General features: G+C 63.4%; 16 protein-coding genes and 2 riboswitches. Of the genes, 10 read left to right on the top strand and 6 right to left on the bottom strand.

What is annotated here, in order from left to right:
• Window positions 1–2 precede the first annotated feature (2 nt).
• Complete coding sequence (gene cobW / locus P2W41_RS20295) at window positions 3–1,040, bottom strand: cobalamin biosynthesis protein CobW (RefSeq protein WP_404935100.1); 1,038 nt, start codon at window positions 1,038–1,040, stop codon at window positions 3–5.
• Window positions 1,041–1,212: 172 nt separating this feature from the next.
• A riboswitch (cobalamin riboswitch) is annotated at window positions 1,213–1,415 on the bottom strand.
• A gap of 60 nt (window positions 1,416–1,475) precedes the next feature.
• Window positions 1,476–1,676, top strand: a riboswitch (cobalamin riboswitch).
• A gap of 34 nt (window positions 1,677–1,710) precedes the next feature.
• Here cobW and P2W41_RS20290 point away from each other — a divergent pair.
• From P2W41_RS20290 to cobO, 3 genes are read left to right on the top strand one after another with little or no spacing between them, the layout of a single operon-like run.
• Window positions 1,711–2,331 carry a HupE/UreJ family protein gene (locus P2W41_RS20290; protein ID WP_404935099.1) on the top strand — a complete coding sequence of 207 codons (621 nt, stop codon included), beginning with the start codon at window positions 1,711–1,713 and terminating at the stop codon, window positions 2,329–2,331.
• 15 nt (window positions 2,332–2,346) lie between these two features.
• Window positions 2,347–2,865, top strand: a complete 519-nt coding sequence (gene cobU, locus P2W41_RS20285; RefSeq protein WP_404935098.1) for a bifunctional adenosylcobinamide kinase/adenosylcobinamide-phosphate guanylyltransferase — start codon at window positions 2,347–2,349, stop codon at window positions 2,863–2,865.
• A gap of 1 nt (window position 2,866) precedes the next feature.
• Window positions 2,867–3,481, top strand: coding sequence for a cob(I)yrinic acid a,c-diamide adenosyltransferase (gene cobO / locus P2W41_RS20280; protein WP_404935097.1), 615 nt, complete (start codon window positions 2,867–2,869; stop codon window positions 3,479–3,481).
• A 62-nt stretch (window positions 3,482–3,543) separates the two neighbouring features.
• Here cobO and cbiB read toward each other — a convergent pair whose 3' ends face one another.
• Entirely contained in the window at window positions 3,544–4,512 is a 969-nt protein-coding gene (cbiB, locus tag P2W41_RS20275; RefSeq protein WP_404935096.1) for an adenosylcobinamide-phosphate synthase CbiB, read from the bottom strand.
• On the opposite strand from cbiB, the gene cobD reads away from it, so the two are divergent.
• Complete coding sequence (gene cobD / locus P2W41_RS20270) at window positions 4,505–5,551, top strand: threonine-phosphate decarboxylase CobD (RefSeq protein WP_404935095.1); 1,047 nt, start codon at window positions 4,505–4,507, stop codon at window positions 5,549–5,551. The two genes, cbiB and cobD, sit on opposite strands and share 8 nt — an antisense overlap.
• Entirely contained in the window at window positions 5,551–6,057 is a 507-nt protein-coding gene (locus tag P2W41_RS20265; protein ID WP_404935094.1) for a tyrosine phosphatase family protein, read from the top strand. The genes cobD and P2W41_RS20265 overlap by 1 nt, the downstream gene beginning before the upstream one ends.
• 7 nt (window positions 6,058–6,064) lie before the next feature.
• Here the strand turns inward: P2W41_RS20265 and P2W41_RS20260 are convergent, their stop codons facing one another.
• From P2W41_RS20260 to P2W41_RS20250, 3 genes are all read right to left on the bottom strand, one after another.
• On the bottom strand, window positions 6,065–7,069 hold the full coding sequence (locus P2W41_RS20260) for an LLM class flavin-dependent oxidoreductase (RefSeq protein WP_404935093.1): 1,005 nt from the start codon (window positions 7,067–7,069) through the stop codon (window positions 6,065–6,067).
• Window positions 7,070–7,139: 70 nt separating this feature from the next.
• Window positions 7,140–8,339, bottom strand: a complete 1,200-nt coding sequence (locus tag P2W41_RS20255) for a CaiB/BaiF CoA transferase family protein (RefSeq protein WP_404935092.1) — start codon at window positions 8,337–8,339, stop codon at window positions 7,140–7,142.
• A 4-nt stretch (window positions 8,340–8,343) separates the two neighbouring features.
• On the bottom strand, window positions 8,344–9,309 hold the full coding sequence (locus P2W41_RS20250) for a hydroxymethylglutaryl-CoA lyase (RefSeq protein ID WP_404935091.1): 966 nt from the start codon (window positions 9,307–9,309) through the stop codon (window positions 8,344–8,346).
• A gap of 150 nt (window positions 9,310–9,459) precedes the next feature.
• On the opposite strand from P2W41_RS20250, the gene P2W41_RS20245 reads away from it, so the two are divergent.
• Genes P2W41_RS20245 through P2W41_RS20230 form a run of 4 tightly spaced genes read left to right on the top strand, consistent with a single transcriptional unit; the run spans window position 9,460 to window position 13,121 of the window.
• Window positions 9,460–10,152 carry a GntR family transcriptional regulator gene (locus P2W41_RS20245; RefSeq protein WP_404935090.1) on the top strand — a complete coding sequence of 231 codons (693 nt, stop codon included), beginning with the start codon at window positions 9,460–9,462 and terminating at the stop codon, window positions 10,150–10,152.
• 59 nt (window positions 10,153–10,211) lie between these two features.
• Window positions 10,212–11,180: a Bug family tripartite tricarboxylate transporter substrate binding protein gene (locus P2W41_RS20240; RefSeq protein ID WP_404935089.1), complete on the top strand. Its 969-nt coding sequence runs from the start codon at window positions 10,212–10,214 to the stop codon at window positions 11,178–11,180.
• Window positions 11,177–11,608, top strand: coding sequence for a tripartite tricarboxylate transporter TctB family protein (locus P2W41_RS20235; protein WP_404935088.1), 432 nt, complete (start codon window positions 11,177–11,179; stop codon window positions 11,606–11,608). Before P2W41_RS20240 ends, P2W41_RS20235 begins: the two co-directional genes overlap by 4 nt.
• 4 nt (window positions 11,609–11,612) lie before the next feature.
• Window positions 11,613–13,121: a tripartite tricarboxylate transporter permease gene (locus tag P2W41_RS20230; protein ID WP_404935087.1), complete on the top strand. Its 1,509-nt coding sequence runs from the start codon at window positions 11,613–11,615 to the stop codon at window positions 13,119–13,121.
• A gap of 21 nt (window positions 13,122–13,142) precedes the next feature.
• Here P2W41_RS20230 and purU read toward each other — a convergent pair whose 3' ends face one another.
• Window positions 13,143–13,997, bottom strand: a complete 855-nt coding sequence (gene purU, locus P2W41_RS20225) for a formyltetrahydrofolate deformylase (protein WP_404935086.1) — start codon at window positions 13,995–13,997, stop codon at window positions 13,143–13,145.
• A 195-nt stretch (window positions 13,998–14,192) separates the two neighbouring features.
• On the opposite strand from purU, the gene P2W41_RS20220 reads away from it, so the two are divergent.
• On the top strand, window positions 14,193–15,050 hold the full coding sequence (locus P2W41_RS20220; protein WP_404935085.1) for a TIM barrel protein: 858 nt from the start codon (window positions 14,193–14,195) through the stop codon (window positions 15,048–15,050).
• Window positions 15,051–15,177 lie beyond the last annotated feature (127 nt).

Raw genomic sequence — 15,177 nt, 5'->3', positions numbered from 1 at the left:
GATCACGCCGAGAGAAGGCTTTCGATGCGCGCGCGGTCGATGCCCTTGAGGCCGATCACGACGAGCCGCGTTTCCGCGGCTTCGCCGGCCTTCCACGGGCGGTCATAGTGGTGCGAGACGCGCGGGCCGACCGCCTGCACCTGCAGGCGCATGGGCTTGCCTTTCACATGCGCAAAGCCCTTGAGGCGCAGAACCTCGCCGGTCCCCACCGCCGCGTTGACGCGCGCTTCCAGATCCTCAGGCCGCAGGACCGGCGGCAGATCGACAACGAATGTGTCGAAATCGTCATGCTCGTGGTCATGCGGATCGTCGTGATGCGTCTTGCGGTTTTCGATGTCGTCTTCCACCGCGAGCCCGAGACCGAGCAACAGCGCCGGGTCCACCTTGCCATGAGCGCTCGGCACGATCTGCACATTGCGCGACAGATGGCTTTCGATGCGGGCGCGGGCGCGCTCGTTGCCTTCCGCGTCCAGAAGGTCGCTCTTGGACAAGACGATCAGATCGGCGCAGGCCACCTGATCATCGAACACCTCTTCCACGGGATCGTCATGGTCGAGCGAATCATCAGCGGCGCGCTGCGCGGCGAGCGCATCCATGTCGTTCGCCACCTGACCATTGGCCAGCGCCGGCCCGTCGACCACGGCAATCACACCGTCGACGGTGACGCGGTTCTTGATGGCCGGCCACTGAAAAGCCTGCACCAGCGGCTTGGGCAGCGCCAGCCCCGAGGTCTCGATCAGGATGTGATCCACCTTTGGCTCGCGGGCGAGGATCTGGTCGAGTGCCGGCACGAAATCGTCGGCCACGGTGCAGCAGATACAGCCATTGGCCAGTTCCAGAACGTTCTCCTCCGGGCAGGTGTCGAGCCCGCAGCTTTTCAGCACCTCGCCATCGACGCCCGCATCGCCGAATTCGTTGACGATGATGGCAAGCCGCTTGCCCCTGGTGTTTTCCAGCACATTGCGGATGAGCGTTGTCTTGCCGGCACCGAGAAAGCCGGTCACGACGGTGCAGGGCACACGATTGAAGCTCGTGGTCATGGGGTATCCTTCAGACGGAGTGTAGTGAATGCGGGGATGCGGGTGAGGGGCACGCAAGCCGTTTCAGGTCGCGTTTGGGCAAGGTCGCCATGAATGGCAGAGAGAAGGCGCTGAGCGGCGCAATCGGCAATCACAATGCACACTCCTTGCCCGGGACACCCGCCAGGCGGTCAGGATTTCATTTTCAGACGGCAGGTTTCCTGGCTCACGGGTCGCTGCGCTCTCCAGCCTTCCCAGGGCGTTGCCCCAGTGGCGTGTCAGGTGCGCTCTCCGCTTACAGTTGCGGGGACAGCTGCGGCATTGGGCAAGGCCCGCACCGCATTCCCTCTTAGCCTCCTCCCTTGAGGGAAGAGGACCGTCTGCCTCGCATTTATGGCTCGCCCGGCGCATCTGTCAATGCGTGAAGAAAGCGTTTGCCGGGAGAGGCTGTTCCTGTATGGTCGGGCCGCTGTCGGTTCCGCGCAAGCGGACCAGAGGGAACATGGTGCGGCGCAAAATGCGCCAAGGCCATGGCTGCCCCCGCAACTGTAAGCGGTGAGCATTTTCCTGATCGCCACTGAGGCTTTTTGCCTTGGGAAGGCTGGAAAACGCTGCGACCCGTGAGCCAGGAAACCTGCCGACAGCATGAAAGAAACACCGTATCCCTCGGGTGGAGGGGAAAGGACCGGACATGACCGCGCGTATCGCACGCATTTTTTCCGCATTCGTTTTCGCATCGCTCTTTGCAACCAGCGCCAGGGCCCATCACGCCATGGACGGAGAGACACCCACAACCCTTTTTGAGGGACTGGTTTCGGGGCTCGCCCATCCGGTGATCGGGCTTGACCATCTCGCCTTTATCGTCGCCGCCGGCCTCATTGCCGCTGTCGCCGGCATGAGCCTTTTCGCGCCGCTTCTGTTCGTCGCCGGTTCGCTGATCGGCGTCGGTCTGCACCTGATGCTGCTCAATCTTCCGGCGGCGGAAATCATCATTGCGGCAAGCGTTCTTGCCGGCGGCTGGCTTCTGGCCCGTGGCCGGGCGTTGGAAAACCACATGCTTGTCTTCGCGCTGTTTCTGGTGGTCGGCGTGTTTCATGGCTATGCCTTCGGCGAGGCCATTGTCGGCAGCGAAGAGACACCGCTGATTGCCTATCTCGCCGGTCTCGCCGCCATCCAGAGCGCCATCGCGCTTGGTGTCTATTTGCTGGTCCAGTCGCGCGGCTGGGCCATCGAGGCCATGCAGCCCCGGCTTGCCGGTGCAGCGATCCTCGGCGTTGGCGTGACCTTCCTTGCGGGGCATCTTGTCGGCTGAGCCGGCAAAATAGCGATGCGATCCCTTCATTTCGTTCTGGGCGGCGCGCGCTCCGGCAAGAGCCGCCATGCCGAGAGGCTGATCGAGGCCACACCGGCGCCCTGGCATTACATCGCCACGGCGCAGGCCTTCGATGACGAGATGCGCGAGCGCATCGCCATTCACCGTGCAGGGCGCGAGGGGGCGGTGGCGGGGGCGTGGCAGACACACGACGCCCCGCTCGACCTGCCGGGCGTGCTTGAAAAATTGCCGGCCAGTGAAACGGTTCTGGTCGATTGCCTCACCCTGTGGCTCAGCAATCTGATGCTGAACGACCATGAGCTGAAACCCGCCGCCGAGGCGCTTCTGTCGGCACTCGCTGCAAGGGAGGGGACTACGGTTCTCGTCTCCAACGAGGTCGGCTTCGGCATCGTGCCCGACAATGCGCTGGCACGCCGCTTCCGCGACGAAGCGGGGTTCCTGAACCAGAAGATCGCCGCCGCTGCCGACAGCGTCACGCTGGTGGTTGCCGGCCTGCCCATGAAAGTGAAGTGACATGCGAGAGATCGACGCAAACGAAGCCGAGCGCCACAAGGCGAAGATGGAAAAGCGCAAGGCGGTCCAAGACGCCGAAGTGCGCGACAAGACGGTCGAGAAGGGGCTTCTGATCGTCAATACGGGGCCGGGCAAGGGCAAATCCACTGCCGCATTCGGTCTTGCGTTGCGCATGCTGGGCCATGGCCGCCGCGTGGGTGTCGTGCAGTTCATCAAGGGTGCCTGGCACTGCGGCGAGAAGGATGCCTTCTCAGCCTTCGGCGATCAGGTCTCCTGGCACACGATGGGCGAAGGCTTCACCTGGGAAACGCAGGATCTCGAGCGCGATATCGCCGCCGCCGAGCGGGCCTGGGGAAAGGCCGAGGAACTGATGGCCGACCCGACCATCGGTCTGGTCGTTCTCGACGAGCTGAACATCGCCCTGCGCTACGACTATCTCGATCTTGAACGCGTGGTGACCGCGCTGACCGGGCGGCGCGAGGGCCTTCATGTGGTCGTGACCGGACGCAACGCCAAGCCGCTATTGACCGAAGCCGCCGATCTCGTCACCGAAATGGGGCAGGTGAAGCATCATTTCGCCGCTGGCGTGAAAGCGCAAAAGGGGATCGAGTTTTAGGACGCCCTGCTTTGAGGTGGTGCGTGGTTCGCCCTTCGACAGGCTCAGGAATTGCCGTGCAATCAAAACACCAGATGCCAAAGCCCAGCCGCTACCGCCACAAGCCCGATCAAGAGCCCGTCTGCGATCCGATAGAGCGTGAGCGCCCGGCGGATATCTCCGGCATTGGCCGCGCGGCGGCCGCCTTCGCCCATCACGGCATCCTCCACCATTTCGCCGCCGTAGCGGCGCGGGCCGGCAAGCGTGAGGCCGAGCGCGCCTGCCATGGCCGCTTCCGGCCAGCCCGCATTGGGCGAACGATGGTGGCGCGCATCGCGGCGCACCGCGCGCCATGCGGCTCCAGCCGAGGCGTCGCGCATGAAGAACGCTGCGGCAATGAAGAGAAACGCCGTCAGGCGCGACGCGGGCAGGTTGATCAGATCGTCGAACCGCGCCGCCGCCCAGCCAAAATGAAGGTGCCGCGCGGTCTTGTGGCCAATCATGGAATCAGCCGTGTTCGCGGCCTTGTAGAGCGCGCCGCCCGCCAGCCCGCCGACCGCCATCCAGAACACCGGCGCGACCACGCCGTCGGAGCAGTTTTCGGCAAGGCTCTCGATGGCCGCGCGCGCCACACCGGCCTCATCGAGGCTTTCGGGGTCGCGGCCAACGATCTGCGAAACCGCTTTTCGGCCCTCCGCCAGCCCCCCCACGTCGAGCCCGTCCGCCACTGCTTTCACATGGGTGGCGAGGCTGCGCTGCGCGATGAGAGTGCTGCCGGCAAGAGAGACAATCAGCAGCCCCACCCAGCCGGGAAGGCTCGTCTGGATCAACCAGCCGGCCAGACCTGCGAGCATCAGAATGACGGCCAGCGCAAGCGCGCCATTCAGGCGGCGCGCACCGGGCGAAAGGGTTTCGACATTGCATCGCGTGTCCGCCAGCACGATAAGACGGCCAATCCAGGTGACGGGATGGCCGATCAGACGAAAGAGAAGCTGCGGATAGCCGATGGCGAGCTCGACCAGCATGGATGAAAGGGCGATCAGAATGGACATCAGGCCTCGACTGGCTGACCGGGCGGCGGACAGGGTGACCGATCACGGTGGCAGTCTCGTTCAGGCTTCGGCGTTCTTTCCGGATGCACCGACACCCTTTCTCGACCTGTCCACCGGCATCAACCCGAACCCCTATCCTTTTTCGCCGCTGCCTGCCAGCGCCGTCGAGCGTCTGCCCGAAGAGGCCGATACTGCCACGCTGACACAGCACGCCGCCGCATATTATGGCGCCCCCTCCGCCGCCCATGTCGTTGCCGCGCCGGGAACCCAGCTTCTTCTGCCGCTGGTCGCCTCGCTTCTGGCGCCCGGCCCCGCCCGCATTCTCGGACCCACCTATGCCGAACATGCGCGCGCCGCCGCACTCGCCGGTCATACGGTCGAAGAGGTGGAGCGTTTCGATGCGCTTCATGGCGCGCGGCTTGCCGTCGTGGTCAATCCAAACAATCCCGACGGGCGGCTGATCGGTCGCAGCGAATTGCTCGATCTTGCGGAAAACCTGCGGCGCTCGGGCGGCATTCTGGTGGTCGATGAGGCCTTCATGGATGTGGGACCGCGCCCCGAGAGTCTCGCCGGGGACGTGGAAGCGGGCAACATTGTCGTGCTGCGCTCGTTCGGAAAGTTCTTCGGTCTCGCCGGCCTGCGTCTCGGTTTTGCCCTTGCCTCCGGCGACCTTGCGCGGAGACTGTCGGGCTGGCTTGGTCCATGGGCCGTTTCAGGGCCTGCGCTTCACGCGGGGCTTGAGGCCCTTGGGGATCGGGACTGGCAAAGTGCGATGCGGCAGGATCTTATCAAATCGCGAACGCGCCTTGACACGCTCCTTGCCAATGCAGGGCTTGCGGTTGAAGGGGGCACCGATCTTTTCCGCTTCCTGCGCCACCCGCGCGCGGAAGGCCTCTTCGATCATCTGGGCCGCAATGGCATTCTCGTTCGACGTTTCGCCGGCCGTCCCGATTGCCTGCGCATCGGTCTGCCGGGAGACGATCAGGCTTTCGAGCGCGTGCGCACAGCGCTGGAAAGCTGGGCCGGGAGCCACCCGTAATGCTCTATGTCTGCCCCGCATCGCATCTGGCGCACATGCTGGAAGCGACCGGTGCCCGGCACATGATCTCGCTGACTTCAAGCAGCGAACCCCCTTCTCTTGAACGGATCGATACGGTTCCGAAACGCCTACACCTTGCGATGCACGACATCACGGACCAACGCCCGGGGCTGATCGCTCCGGCTCTCGAACAGATCGAAGCATTGCTCGATTTCGCGCGGGACTGGGACTGGCGCTCGCCCATGGTCGTGCATTGCCATGCGGGCATCAGCCGCTCCACCGCAGCCGCCTATGTCATAGCCAGTCTGTTCGCGCGCGAGATGGACGAATTCGCGCTGGCCAGAATGCTACGCGAGCGCGCGCCGAGCGCCACGCCGAACCGCCGCATTGTCGCGCTGGGCGACAGGCTGCTTGCGCGCGAAGGGCGCATGATCCGCGCGATCCACGAGATCGGCCGGGGCAGGGAGGCTTTTGCAGGCGAGCCGTTCCACTATCCCGCCCGTTGAATGCTTCTTATGAGGACGGCGCTGCCGCGCGTTCGGACAGAATCTCCGCCGCGATCCGAAAGGACTTCAGCCGCGCCGCGTGATCGTGGATCTGGCCGGTGATGATGATTTCATCCGGTTGATAACGGGAAACAAAACCCTCCAGCACCTTCCGCACCGTTTCGGGGCTTCCCGCTGCAGTGCAGGCCAGCGCCTGCGCCACGCCGGCTGCAATCGCGGGATCGAAGGTTTCGGCCACATTCTCCACCGGGCGGGGCAAGAGACCGGGCCGCCCGGTGCGCAAATTGGCGAAGGCCTGCTGCATGGACGTTTTGAGAAACTGCCCCTCCGCATCCGTGTCGGCGGCAAACACGTTGAGCGCCATCATGAAATGGGGGTTTTGAAGATGTTCGGAGGGGCGGAATGTCTGCCGGTAGACCTCGATTGCCTGTTCCAGTGCGGCAGGCGCGAAATGCGAGGCGAAGGCATAGGGCAGACCCAGATGCGCGGCGAGCTGCGCACCATAGAGGCTCGATCCAAGGATCCAGACCGGCACATGCGTGCCCCGCCCGGGGATGGCGCGCACTTTTCGGCCCGGCTCATCGTCACCCAGATAGGCGATCAGCTCCATCACATCGCGCGGAAAACCCTCGCCATCATCCAGCCCGCGCCGTAACGCGCGGGCCGTGGCCATGTCGGTGCCCGGCGCGCGGCCAAGCCCCAGATCGATGCGGTCGGGATAAAGCGTTGCCAGCGTGCCGAACTGTTCGGCGATGATCAGCGGCGCGTGGTTGGGCAGCATCACACCGCCCGCACCGACGCGGATCGTCTTCGTGGCGGCAGCCACCTGCCCGATCAGAACGGATGTCGCCGCGCTGGCGATGCCTGCCATGTTGTGATGTTCGGCCAGCCAGAAACGGCGATAGCCCCAGGTCTCGGCATGGCGGGCAAGATCGAGCGTGTTCTGGAGTGCATCGGCAACGCTCGATCCGTCGGGGACGGGCGCCAGATCGAGAACGGAAAAGGGGATCATGGGGAACTCCGGGGAGGAAAATCACTCCCCGGCATATGGGGGCAATTCGCGCCGATCCAAGAGGCAGATCTCAGCGCAGCCCGATTGTCCCTTCCTCGGCCAACCGTTCCACTTCCTCAGGCGAAAACCCCGCATCCTGAAGAACCGCCCTCGTGTCCGCCCCCAGTTCAGGCGCGGGATGGCGCAGGCGGCAGGGCGTGTCGCTCAGCTTCACCGGAAAACCCAGCATGCGGATCGCACCATGGTTCGGCTGGTCCACCTCGATCACCATTTCCTGCGCCCGCGTCTGCGGGTCGTTCAAGGCTTCGGCCAGGTTCTGCACCTTGCCGCAGGGCACACCGGCGGCGTTGAGCCGCGCAATCCATGCCTCCTGCGTGTCCCGCCCGACAGCCTGATTGATCATCTCGTTGAGTTCGGGACGGCGGGCAAAGCGCTTGTCATTCGTGTCGTAGCGCGGATCCTTCATCAGGTGACCGAGCTCCAGCACATCGAGAAACCGCTTCAGGATCACGTCGTTGGAGGGTGCGACGGCAATCTCGCCGTCCCGCGCCTTGAAGAGACCGTAAGGAGCCACCAGCGGGTGATCATTGCCGGTGCGGACCGGCAGCTCTCCGGTGGTGAAATACTCCGACGCCAGATAGGCCATCATGCTGATCGCGCCATTCATCATGGCGCTTTCCACATGCTGACCCGTTCCATTGAGATCGCGCGCCCGCAGCGCGCTCACAACGCCGAATGCACAGTAGAGACCAGCCACGAGATCTGTGATCGGCTGAGCGACGCGCATCGGCTCCGCGCCTTCCGCACCGTTCACGCCCATGAGACCGCTCATGGCCTGGGCGATGAAATCAAAGGCCGGGCGGTCCACATAGGGGCCGGTGGAGCCATAGCCATTCACATTGGCGGTCACGAGCCTCGGGTTGAGCGCCTTGAGACGCGCCTCGCCAAAGCCCATCTTCGCCATCACGCCGGGACGGAAATTGTCGATGAGCACATCCGCGTCCGCGATCAGCCGTTCCAGAACACTGCGGCCGCGCGCGCTATAGAGATCGATGACAACCGATTTCTTGTTGCGGTTGAAGCTTGCATAATAGGCCGAAAACCCGTCGCGCAGCGTGCCCTGTTCGCGGATCGGGTCGCCCTTGGCGGGTTCCACCTTGATCACTTCCGCTCCCATGTCGCCCAGCATCATGGTGCAGAAGGGGCCAGAGAGAACCCGCGTCAGATCGATGACGCGAATGCCCTCAAGCGGTGCCTTTTTCGTGGTCATGTTCTCAGCCATTGGCGGTCGCAACGCTGTCCATGCTGGCGGTCTGGAGCCGCGGCCCCGCCTTCATCACCTGTCCGGGAAGCGTGCGCCCGATGATCGCTTCGGCTTCCTGCGCGACACCGATCAGCCTTTCCAGATCGACACCGGTTTCCACCCCGCATTCGCTCAGCATGTAGACGAGATCCTCGGTGCAGATATTGCCCGTCGCGCGCGGCACAAAAGGGCAGCCGCCAAGGCCGCCAATGCTCGCCTCATAGCGGGTCACACCTTCCAGCAGCCCGGCATAGACACAGGCGAGCCCCACGCCGCGCGTGTTGTGGAAATGCAGCGCGATGTCGGCTTCCGGCACCGCCTCTCTCAGCGCCCGGCAGCGCTCCTGCACCACAGGCGGTGTGGCCATTCCGGTCGTATCTCCCAGCGAAAGCGTGGTGATGCCCATGTCGCGATAGGCGCGGGCGATCTCCACGACCGAGGAGACCGGCACATCGCCCTCGAAGGGACAGCCAAAGGATGTGGCAATCGCCCCATAGACCGGAATACCCGCATCGCCTGCAATGCGCACGATGTCGCCGAACCCTTCAAGAGACTGGGCGCGGGTGCGGTTCACATTCTTCAGATTGTGGCTCTCCGAGGCTGACATGAAAACGACCATGGCATCGACACCGGCCTCGGCTGCACGGTCGGCGCCGCGCGCATTGGGCACAAGAGCGGTCAGCACCGCGCCTTTCGAGCGGTCGATGCCAGCCAGAACCTCCGCTGCATCCCGCATCTGCGGCACGGCGCGTGGCGAAACGAAGGACGTGACCTCCAGATGGCGGATACCGGCATCGATCAGCCCGTTGACGAGCGCGATTTTCCTGTCCGTCGGCACGAATTGTGGCTCCGACTGCAATCCGTCGCGCGGTCCCACTTCAACCACGCTGACACGCTCAGGAAACCCTTTCACAAGGTGGCCGGCTGGTGCTGTCACGATTTTTCCTCCCACCTGATTGCATCGGTAGACCGGATTGGTATACCGTCTTGCAAAGAGCGGTCAATGCCCGTTCCAAAATTGACGAACCGGGGGGGCAGGGAGGCTTTGCCGGATCGCAAAACACGCAGGGAGGAGTGCCCGTCCATCATGGGTGAGGCTGCAAAAGACATGGCCGAACAGCCGCTCGGCGAGCGCGTGCTTTCGCGCATTCGCGGCGATGTGCTGTCGCTCAAGCTTGCGCCGGGCGAGGTCGTGTCCGAACGATCCCTTGAAACCACCTATGGCGCCTCGCGCACCCCCATCCGGCAGGCTCTGGCGGAGCTGATCCGTGAAGGGCTCGTCGTGAAGGCCGAGCGCGGCTATGCCATCGCACCCTTCGACCTGCAGCAGCTCGAAGAGATCTTCGAATACCGCGAAATCGTCGAGGACGCGGCAATCCGTCTCGCCTGCGAGCGGGCACGGCCTGAGGAGCTGGACGCCATCCTGCGCACGGTGGACGAAGGCCTGAGCGACTTCACGCCCGACGACTGGTTTGAGGCCGGGCTCGACGTGCATGTGCAGCTTGCGGCCCTTTCCGGCAATCGCTTCCTGCGCGATGCGGTGCAGGATGCGGTCAACCGCACGATCCGCGCCCGCTGGCTGGTGGCGAGCTCGCCGGAGGCGCGCGCCATCGCCCACCGCGAGCACAATGAAATCATAGCGCTTGTCCGGCAGCGGAAGACCGAGGAGGCCGCCGCCGCCATTCGCAGGCATGCACGCGACGTGCGCGGGCAGATCCTGCAGGCGCTGGAGGATTCGCGCCGCCTCTTTGGCGCGCGCGGGTTTGTGGAAGGAGGCTGAGAGCGGACGCCAAACCGGTCTCGGACACTGGAATTTCGACTTCAATGAGGGAGGACTTGATGAAGAAACTTACAAAGCTTTTTGGAGCGGCTGTCCTGTGGACGTCGCTTTCCGTGGCCGGCGCCACGGCTGCCGAGTGCATCGCACCTGCCGACCCGGGCGGCGGCTGGGACTTCACCTGCCGCACCATCGGCAAGATGCTCTTTGACCAGAAGCTGGTGGACGCACCGGTTCAGGTCACCAACATGCCGGGCGGCGTGGGCGCGGTTGCCTATGCCAAGGTCATGTCGTCGCGCGCCGACGATGCGGAGCTGATGGTGGCAACCTCCACCGTGGGCGTCACGCAGATCGCGCAGGGCAAATATCCGGCCGACACATCGGTGATGCGCTGGGTCGCGATGCTCGGCACCGATGTCGGCGTGATCGTGGTGCCGAAGGATTCGGACTTCAAGTCACTCGACGATCTGGTGGCCGCGCTCAAGGAAGACCCGAGCGCACTTGCGGTTGCCGGCTCTTCCGGCGCTGGCGGCTGGGACCATATCCGCCTCCTCATGCTGGCGCAGGCCGCCGGCCTCTCGGGCGATGAATACAAGCAGATCCGCTGGGTGCAGTTCGATGGCGGTGGCCCTGCCGTCACGCAGATGATCGGCGGGCAGGTGCAGGCGGTTTCCACCGATCTGGGCGAAATCGCCGGTTTCGTGGAATCAGGCGACATCCGCATTCTGGCAGCCCTTTCCGACGAGCGCGTTCCGGCCTTCCCGGATTCGCCCACCGCAAAAGAGCAGGGCCTTGACGTGACCGGGTACAACTGGCGCGGTTTCTACACGGGCGGCGAGGTCTCCGACGACGGTTACAATGCCTGGGTCGAACGCCTGCAGAAGCTCTATGACACGGACGACTGGAAAGAGACGGCCAAGGGCAACGGCCTTGTGCCGGTGTGGCGCGGCGGCGCGGAGTTCGAGGCCTATGTGAAGGACCAGTCCGAACAGATGCGCAAGATTTCCCAGGAGATCGGAGTCATCAAGTGACAGACAGGATCGTCGGCCTTTTCCTTCTGGCCATTTCGATCTGGTACGGCGTGACCGCGGGAGACTATGAGGCGAGCTTCGGCGACCCTCTTGGCCCCGCGGCCTTTCCCATCATGCTGTCCGTGCCCGCGGCCATCCTCAGCCTGACGATGATCATCCGCCCGGATGAGGAGCCGGCCTGGGTCACGGGCAAGCCGCTTCTATTGCAGGTGGGGGCGGTCTCGCTGCTGCTTGCCTATGCGGGGTTTCTGGAGGTGCTCGGCTTTCCGCTTGCCACCTTCATCGCCGTTGCGCTTTTAGGGCGCATTCTGCGCAGCTCATGGCCGAAATCCATTGTCTCGGCGGCCATCATGAGCGCGTTCCTGTTTCTCACCTTCGACAAGCTGCTCGGTCTGCCGCTGCCGCTTCTCCCAGAATTCGTGAGCTGATTTCATGGACATGCTCTCCGCCCTTGCGCAGGGTTTTGCAGTGGCGATCACGCCGACCAATCTGGCACTGGCGCTGTTCGGCTGCTTTGCGGGAACGCTGATCGGCGCGCTGCCGGGACTCGGCCCCGTGAATGGCGTCGCCATCCTCATTCCGCTTGCCTTCTCGCTCGGGCTGGAGCCCACCTCGGCGCTCATCATGCTGTCGTGCATCTATTATGGCTGCATGTATGGCGGGCGCATCTCGTCGATCATGCTCAACATACCCGGCGATGAACCCGCCATCATGACGACGCTTGACGGCTATCCCATGGCGCGGGCCGGCAAGGCGTCTGAGGCGCTTGCCATATCGGCAGTCGCCTCCTTTATCGGGGCAACCTTCGCCACCATCGGCCTCACGCTCTTCGCGCCGCTTCTGGCCAAGGCCGCCATCTATTTCGGCCCAGCGGACTATTTCGCGCTCTATGTCATGGCCTTCGCCACAATCGGCGGCATCACCTCGGTCAATCCGTTCAAGACGCTGCTCGCCGCGTTTCTCGGCCTGATGATCGCCACGGTCGGGCTCGACCCCGCCACCGGCACGGCGCGCTACACGGCCGGCTCCTTTCATCTCTATGACGGGTTCGATCCCATCGTTGCCATTGTCGGCCTGTTCGCCATTTCCGAAGTGCTGGTCTATCTGGAGCGCGTGCATCAGGGCGAAACGAAGATGGTTCCGCTCGGCCGCGCCCTGCCGCGTTTCAAGGACATGATGGCCGGCGGCTGGGCCAATCTGCGTGGTTCGGTCATCGGCTTCATCTGCGGCATCCTGCCGGGCGCCGGGGCGTCGCTGGGCGCGTTCATGTCCTACATCGCCGAACAGCGCTGGAGCGCGAAGGACGGCAGGTTCGGCGAGGGCGATCCGCGCGGCATTGCGGCCCCCGAAGCCGGCAACAACGCCGCGTCGGGCGGCGCACTGATCCCCATGCTCACGCTCGGCGTACCCGGCAGTGGCACCACCGCCGTCATGCTGGCGCTGCTGATCTCGCTCAACATCCAGCCCGGCCCGCTGCTCTTCGACCGGCAGCCGGAGCTGGTCTGGGGCCTGATCGCCGCGCTCTACATCGCCAACATCGCGCTGCTCATCATGAACATCCCGATGATCGGCCTGTTCACGCGCATGCTTTCCATGCCGCAATGGGTGCTGATGCCCTTCGTCGTCATGGTCAGCTTTCTCGGTGTCTACTCGATCAGCCACTCCACCTTCGACCTGTTCGTCATGGTCGGGTTCGGGGTGATCGGCTATATCCTGCGCATGCTGGGCATCTCTCTGGTGCCGGTCATTCTGGGCCTGCTTCTGGGTGCGGACATGGAAAACAATCTGCGCCGTGCGCTTTCCATCTCGAATGGCGATTTCCAGATCCTGTTTTCCAGCCCCATCGCACTGACGCTCTACGCCATCACCGCCACCATGCTCGGCCTCGCCTTCCTGCTCGCCTTCCGCTCGCGCAGACGAAACCGCGTAACGGCGGGGTGAGACCTCATGCGTTGACAGGTGTCACCCGAAGACGACCGTCTTGTGCCCGTTCATCATCACCCGGTTTTCCAGGTGCAGCTTGACCGCGCGGGCAAGAACCCGGCTCTCGATGTCGCGGCCCGTAGCGACGAAATCCTCTGCCGTCATGGCATGCGTCACGCGCTCGGTTTCCTGCTCGATGATCGGACCTTCATCGAGATCAGGCGTCACGTAATGCGCCGTCGCGCCGATCAGCTTCACCCCGCGCTCATGCGCCTGATGATAGGGCTTTGCGCCCTTGAAGCTCGGCAGGAAGGAATGGTGAATGTTGATCACCTTGCCGTATAGCCGGTTCGAAAGCTCATTGGAAAGCACCTGCATGTAGCGCGCGAGGATGACGAGATCCGCGCCCGTCTCCTTGAACAGGTCGAGAAGCTTTGCTTCCTGCTCCTGCTTGTTCTCCTTCGTCACCTTCCAGCAGTGATAGGGAATGCCCTCCATCTCGGCTGTCGCGCGCGAATCCTCGTGGTTCGACACGATGGCCACCACCTCGGCATCGAGCCAGCCAACGCGGATCTGGTAGAGCAGGTGCAAAAGCGCGTGGTCGAACTTCGACACCATGATGATGATCTTCGGCTGCCGTGCCGTATCGGTGATCGCCGTTTTCATGTCGAAGCGCGCGATGGCGGGTTCAAGTGCACGCAGCAATCCATCGCGGTCAACACCCTCCGGTGCCGTCACGGCGATGCGCATGAAGAAGCGGTTGGTCTGCCGGTCCCAGAACTGATTGGATTCGGCAATATTGGCACCAAGACCGGCCAGCTCCGTCGTCACCGCGGCAACGATGCCGGGGCGGTCTTCGCAGGTGAGATTGATGTGAAATGTCTTCTCGGTCATGGCGCGCCTGAACTGGTGGATTGCAGAGTGAACACCCGGAAGGGTGCCGGGGTTTATACGCCATCGGCGCGGGATTGAAACCGCGTTCGTTTCGACGGTCGGGTGTTTTCTCTCACGATTGCGTTGACGGGCATTGGCGCTGTCGACATCCTCTCGCCGGCCATTCCCAGGCCACGTCCCCGAGGAGACCCCATGATGAAAGAAGCTCTCTTTGCGCTCAACCACATGTGCGCCCCCTACCGCTCGATTTCCGAGTTCTTTGATCTCGCCGTTTCGCTCGGCATGAAGGGCGTGGAAATCCGCAACGATCTGGAAGGCAACGCCATTCTGGATGGCACGTCGCCGGCATCGGTCCGTAGCGAGGCGGCGGCACGCGGCCTGCGCATCCTCTCCATCAACGCATTGCAGCGCTTCAACGACTGGAATGATACACGCGAGGAGGAAGCCCGAACTCTGATTGCCTATGCGCGTGATTGCGGCGCAGAGGCGCTGGTGCTTGTGCCCGTCAATGACGGCACCGGAACCGCCGATGGAGAACGGCAGGCCAATCTGCGGACTGCGCTGAAGGGCTTGCGCCCGCTTCTCGAAGACGCCGGCATCATTGGCCTTGTCGAACCGCTCGGCTTCGAAACCTGTTCCCTGCGCCTCAAATCGGAAGCCGTCGAGGCAATCGCCTCGCTGGATGCCGCCGGCACGTTTCGGCTCGTCCATGACACGTTTCATCACACGCTTTCCGGCGAGGAGAGCTTCCATGTTGCCGAGACCGGGCTCGTTCACATTTCCGGTGTCGTCGACAAGGCGCTTTCGGTCCCCGACATGCGCGACGGGCATCGCGTGCTGGTCGACAAACATGACCGGTTGGACAATGTCGGGCAAATCTCGGCACTGTTTACTGAAGGCTTTCAGGGGCTGTTCTCGTTCGAGCCGTTTGCGGATTCCGTCCACACATCCGACGATCTGCACAGGGACCTCGAAGAGAGCATGAAACACCTGCGCGCAAATGCTCTCCCACCACCCGCCCAAGGCGAAAAGCGAAATGGAATTTCGCCTTGACGCATCCATAAGAAATGGAATAAATATTACATATTGAGTTTTTAACGGTGTCGACATTCTATTTTTTCGGAGTGTCGGGCGGTTGGAAGGCGAGGAGTTCGGCTGCTCATGTGCCGGTGAGGCTCAT

The sequence above is a fragment of the Nitratireductor sp. L15S-10 genome (genome assembly GCF_045011005.1).
Classification (GTDB): Bacteria; Pseudomonadota; Alphaproteobacteria; order Rhizobiales; family Rhizobiaceae; genus Nitratireductor.
This window is presented reverse-complemented; position numbering and strand designations above follow the sequence as displayed.

Coding starts and splice junctions, on each gene's coding strand:
- cobU (WP_404935098.1), top strand. CDS start 2,347: ATGCGATCCCTTCATTTCGTTCTGGGCGGCGCGCGCTCCGGCAAGAGC.
- P2W41_RS20265 (WP_404935094.1), top strand. CDS start 5,551: ATGCTCTATGTCTGCCCCGCATCGCATCTGGCGCACATGCTGGAAGCG.
- P2W41_RS20255 (WP_404935092.1), bottom strand. CDS start 8,339: ATGACCACGAAAAAGGCACCGCTTGAGGGCATTCGCGTCATCGATCTG.
- P2W41_RS20245 (WP_404935090.1), top strand. CDS start 9,460: ATGGGTGAGGCTGCAAAAGACATGGCCGAACAGCCGCTCGGCGAGCGC.
- P2W41_RS20290 (WP_404935099.1), top strand. CDS start 1,711: ATGACCGCGCGTATCGCACGCATTTTTTCCGCATTCGTTTTCGCATCG.
- cobW (WP_404935100.1), bottom strand. CDS start 1,040: ATGACCACGAGCTTCAATCGTGTGCCCTGCACCGTCGTGACCGGCTTT.
- cbiB (WP_404935096.1), bottom strand. CDS start 4,512: ATGTCCATTCTGATCGCCCTTTCATCCATGCTGGTCGAGCTCGCCATC.
- P2W41_RS20240 (WP_404935089.1), top strand. CDS start 10,212: ATGAAGAAACTTACAAAGCTTTTTGGAGCGGCTGTCCTGTGGACGTCG.
- P2W41_RS20220 (WP_404935085.1), top strand. CDS start 14,193: ATGAAAGAAGCTCTCTTTGCGCTCAACCACATGTGCGCCCCCTACCGC.
- purU (WP_404935086.1), bottom strand. CDS start 13,997: ATGACCGAGAAGACATTTCACATCAATCTCACCTGCGAAGACCGCCCC.
- P2W41_RS20260 (WP_404935093.1), bottom strand. CDS start 7,069: ATGATCCCCTTTTCCGTTCTCGATCTGGCGCCCGTCCCCGACGGATCG.
- cobO (WP_404935097.1), top strand. CDS start 2,867: ATGCGAGAGATCGACGCAAACGAAGCCGAGCGCCACAAGGCGAAGATG.
- P2W41_RS20230 (WP_404935087.1), top strand. CDS start 11,613: ATGGACATGCTCTCCGCCCTTGCGCAGGGTTTTGCAGTGGCGATCACG.
- cobD (WP_404935095.1), top strand. CDS start 4,505: ATGGACATCAGGCCTCGACTGGCTGACCGGGCGGCGGACAGGGTGACC.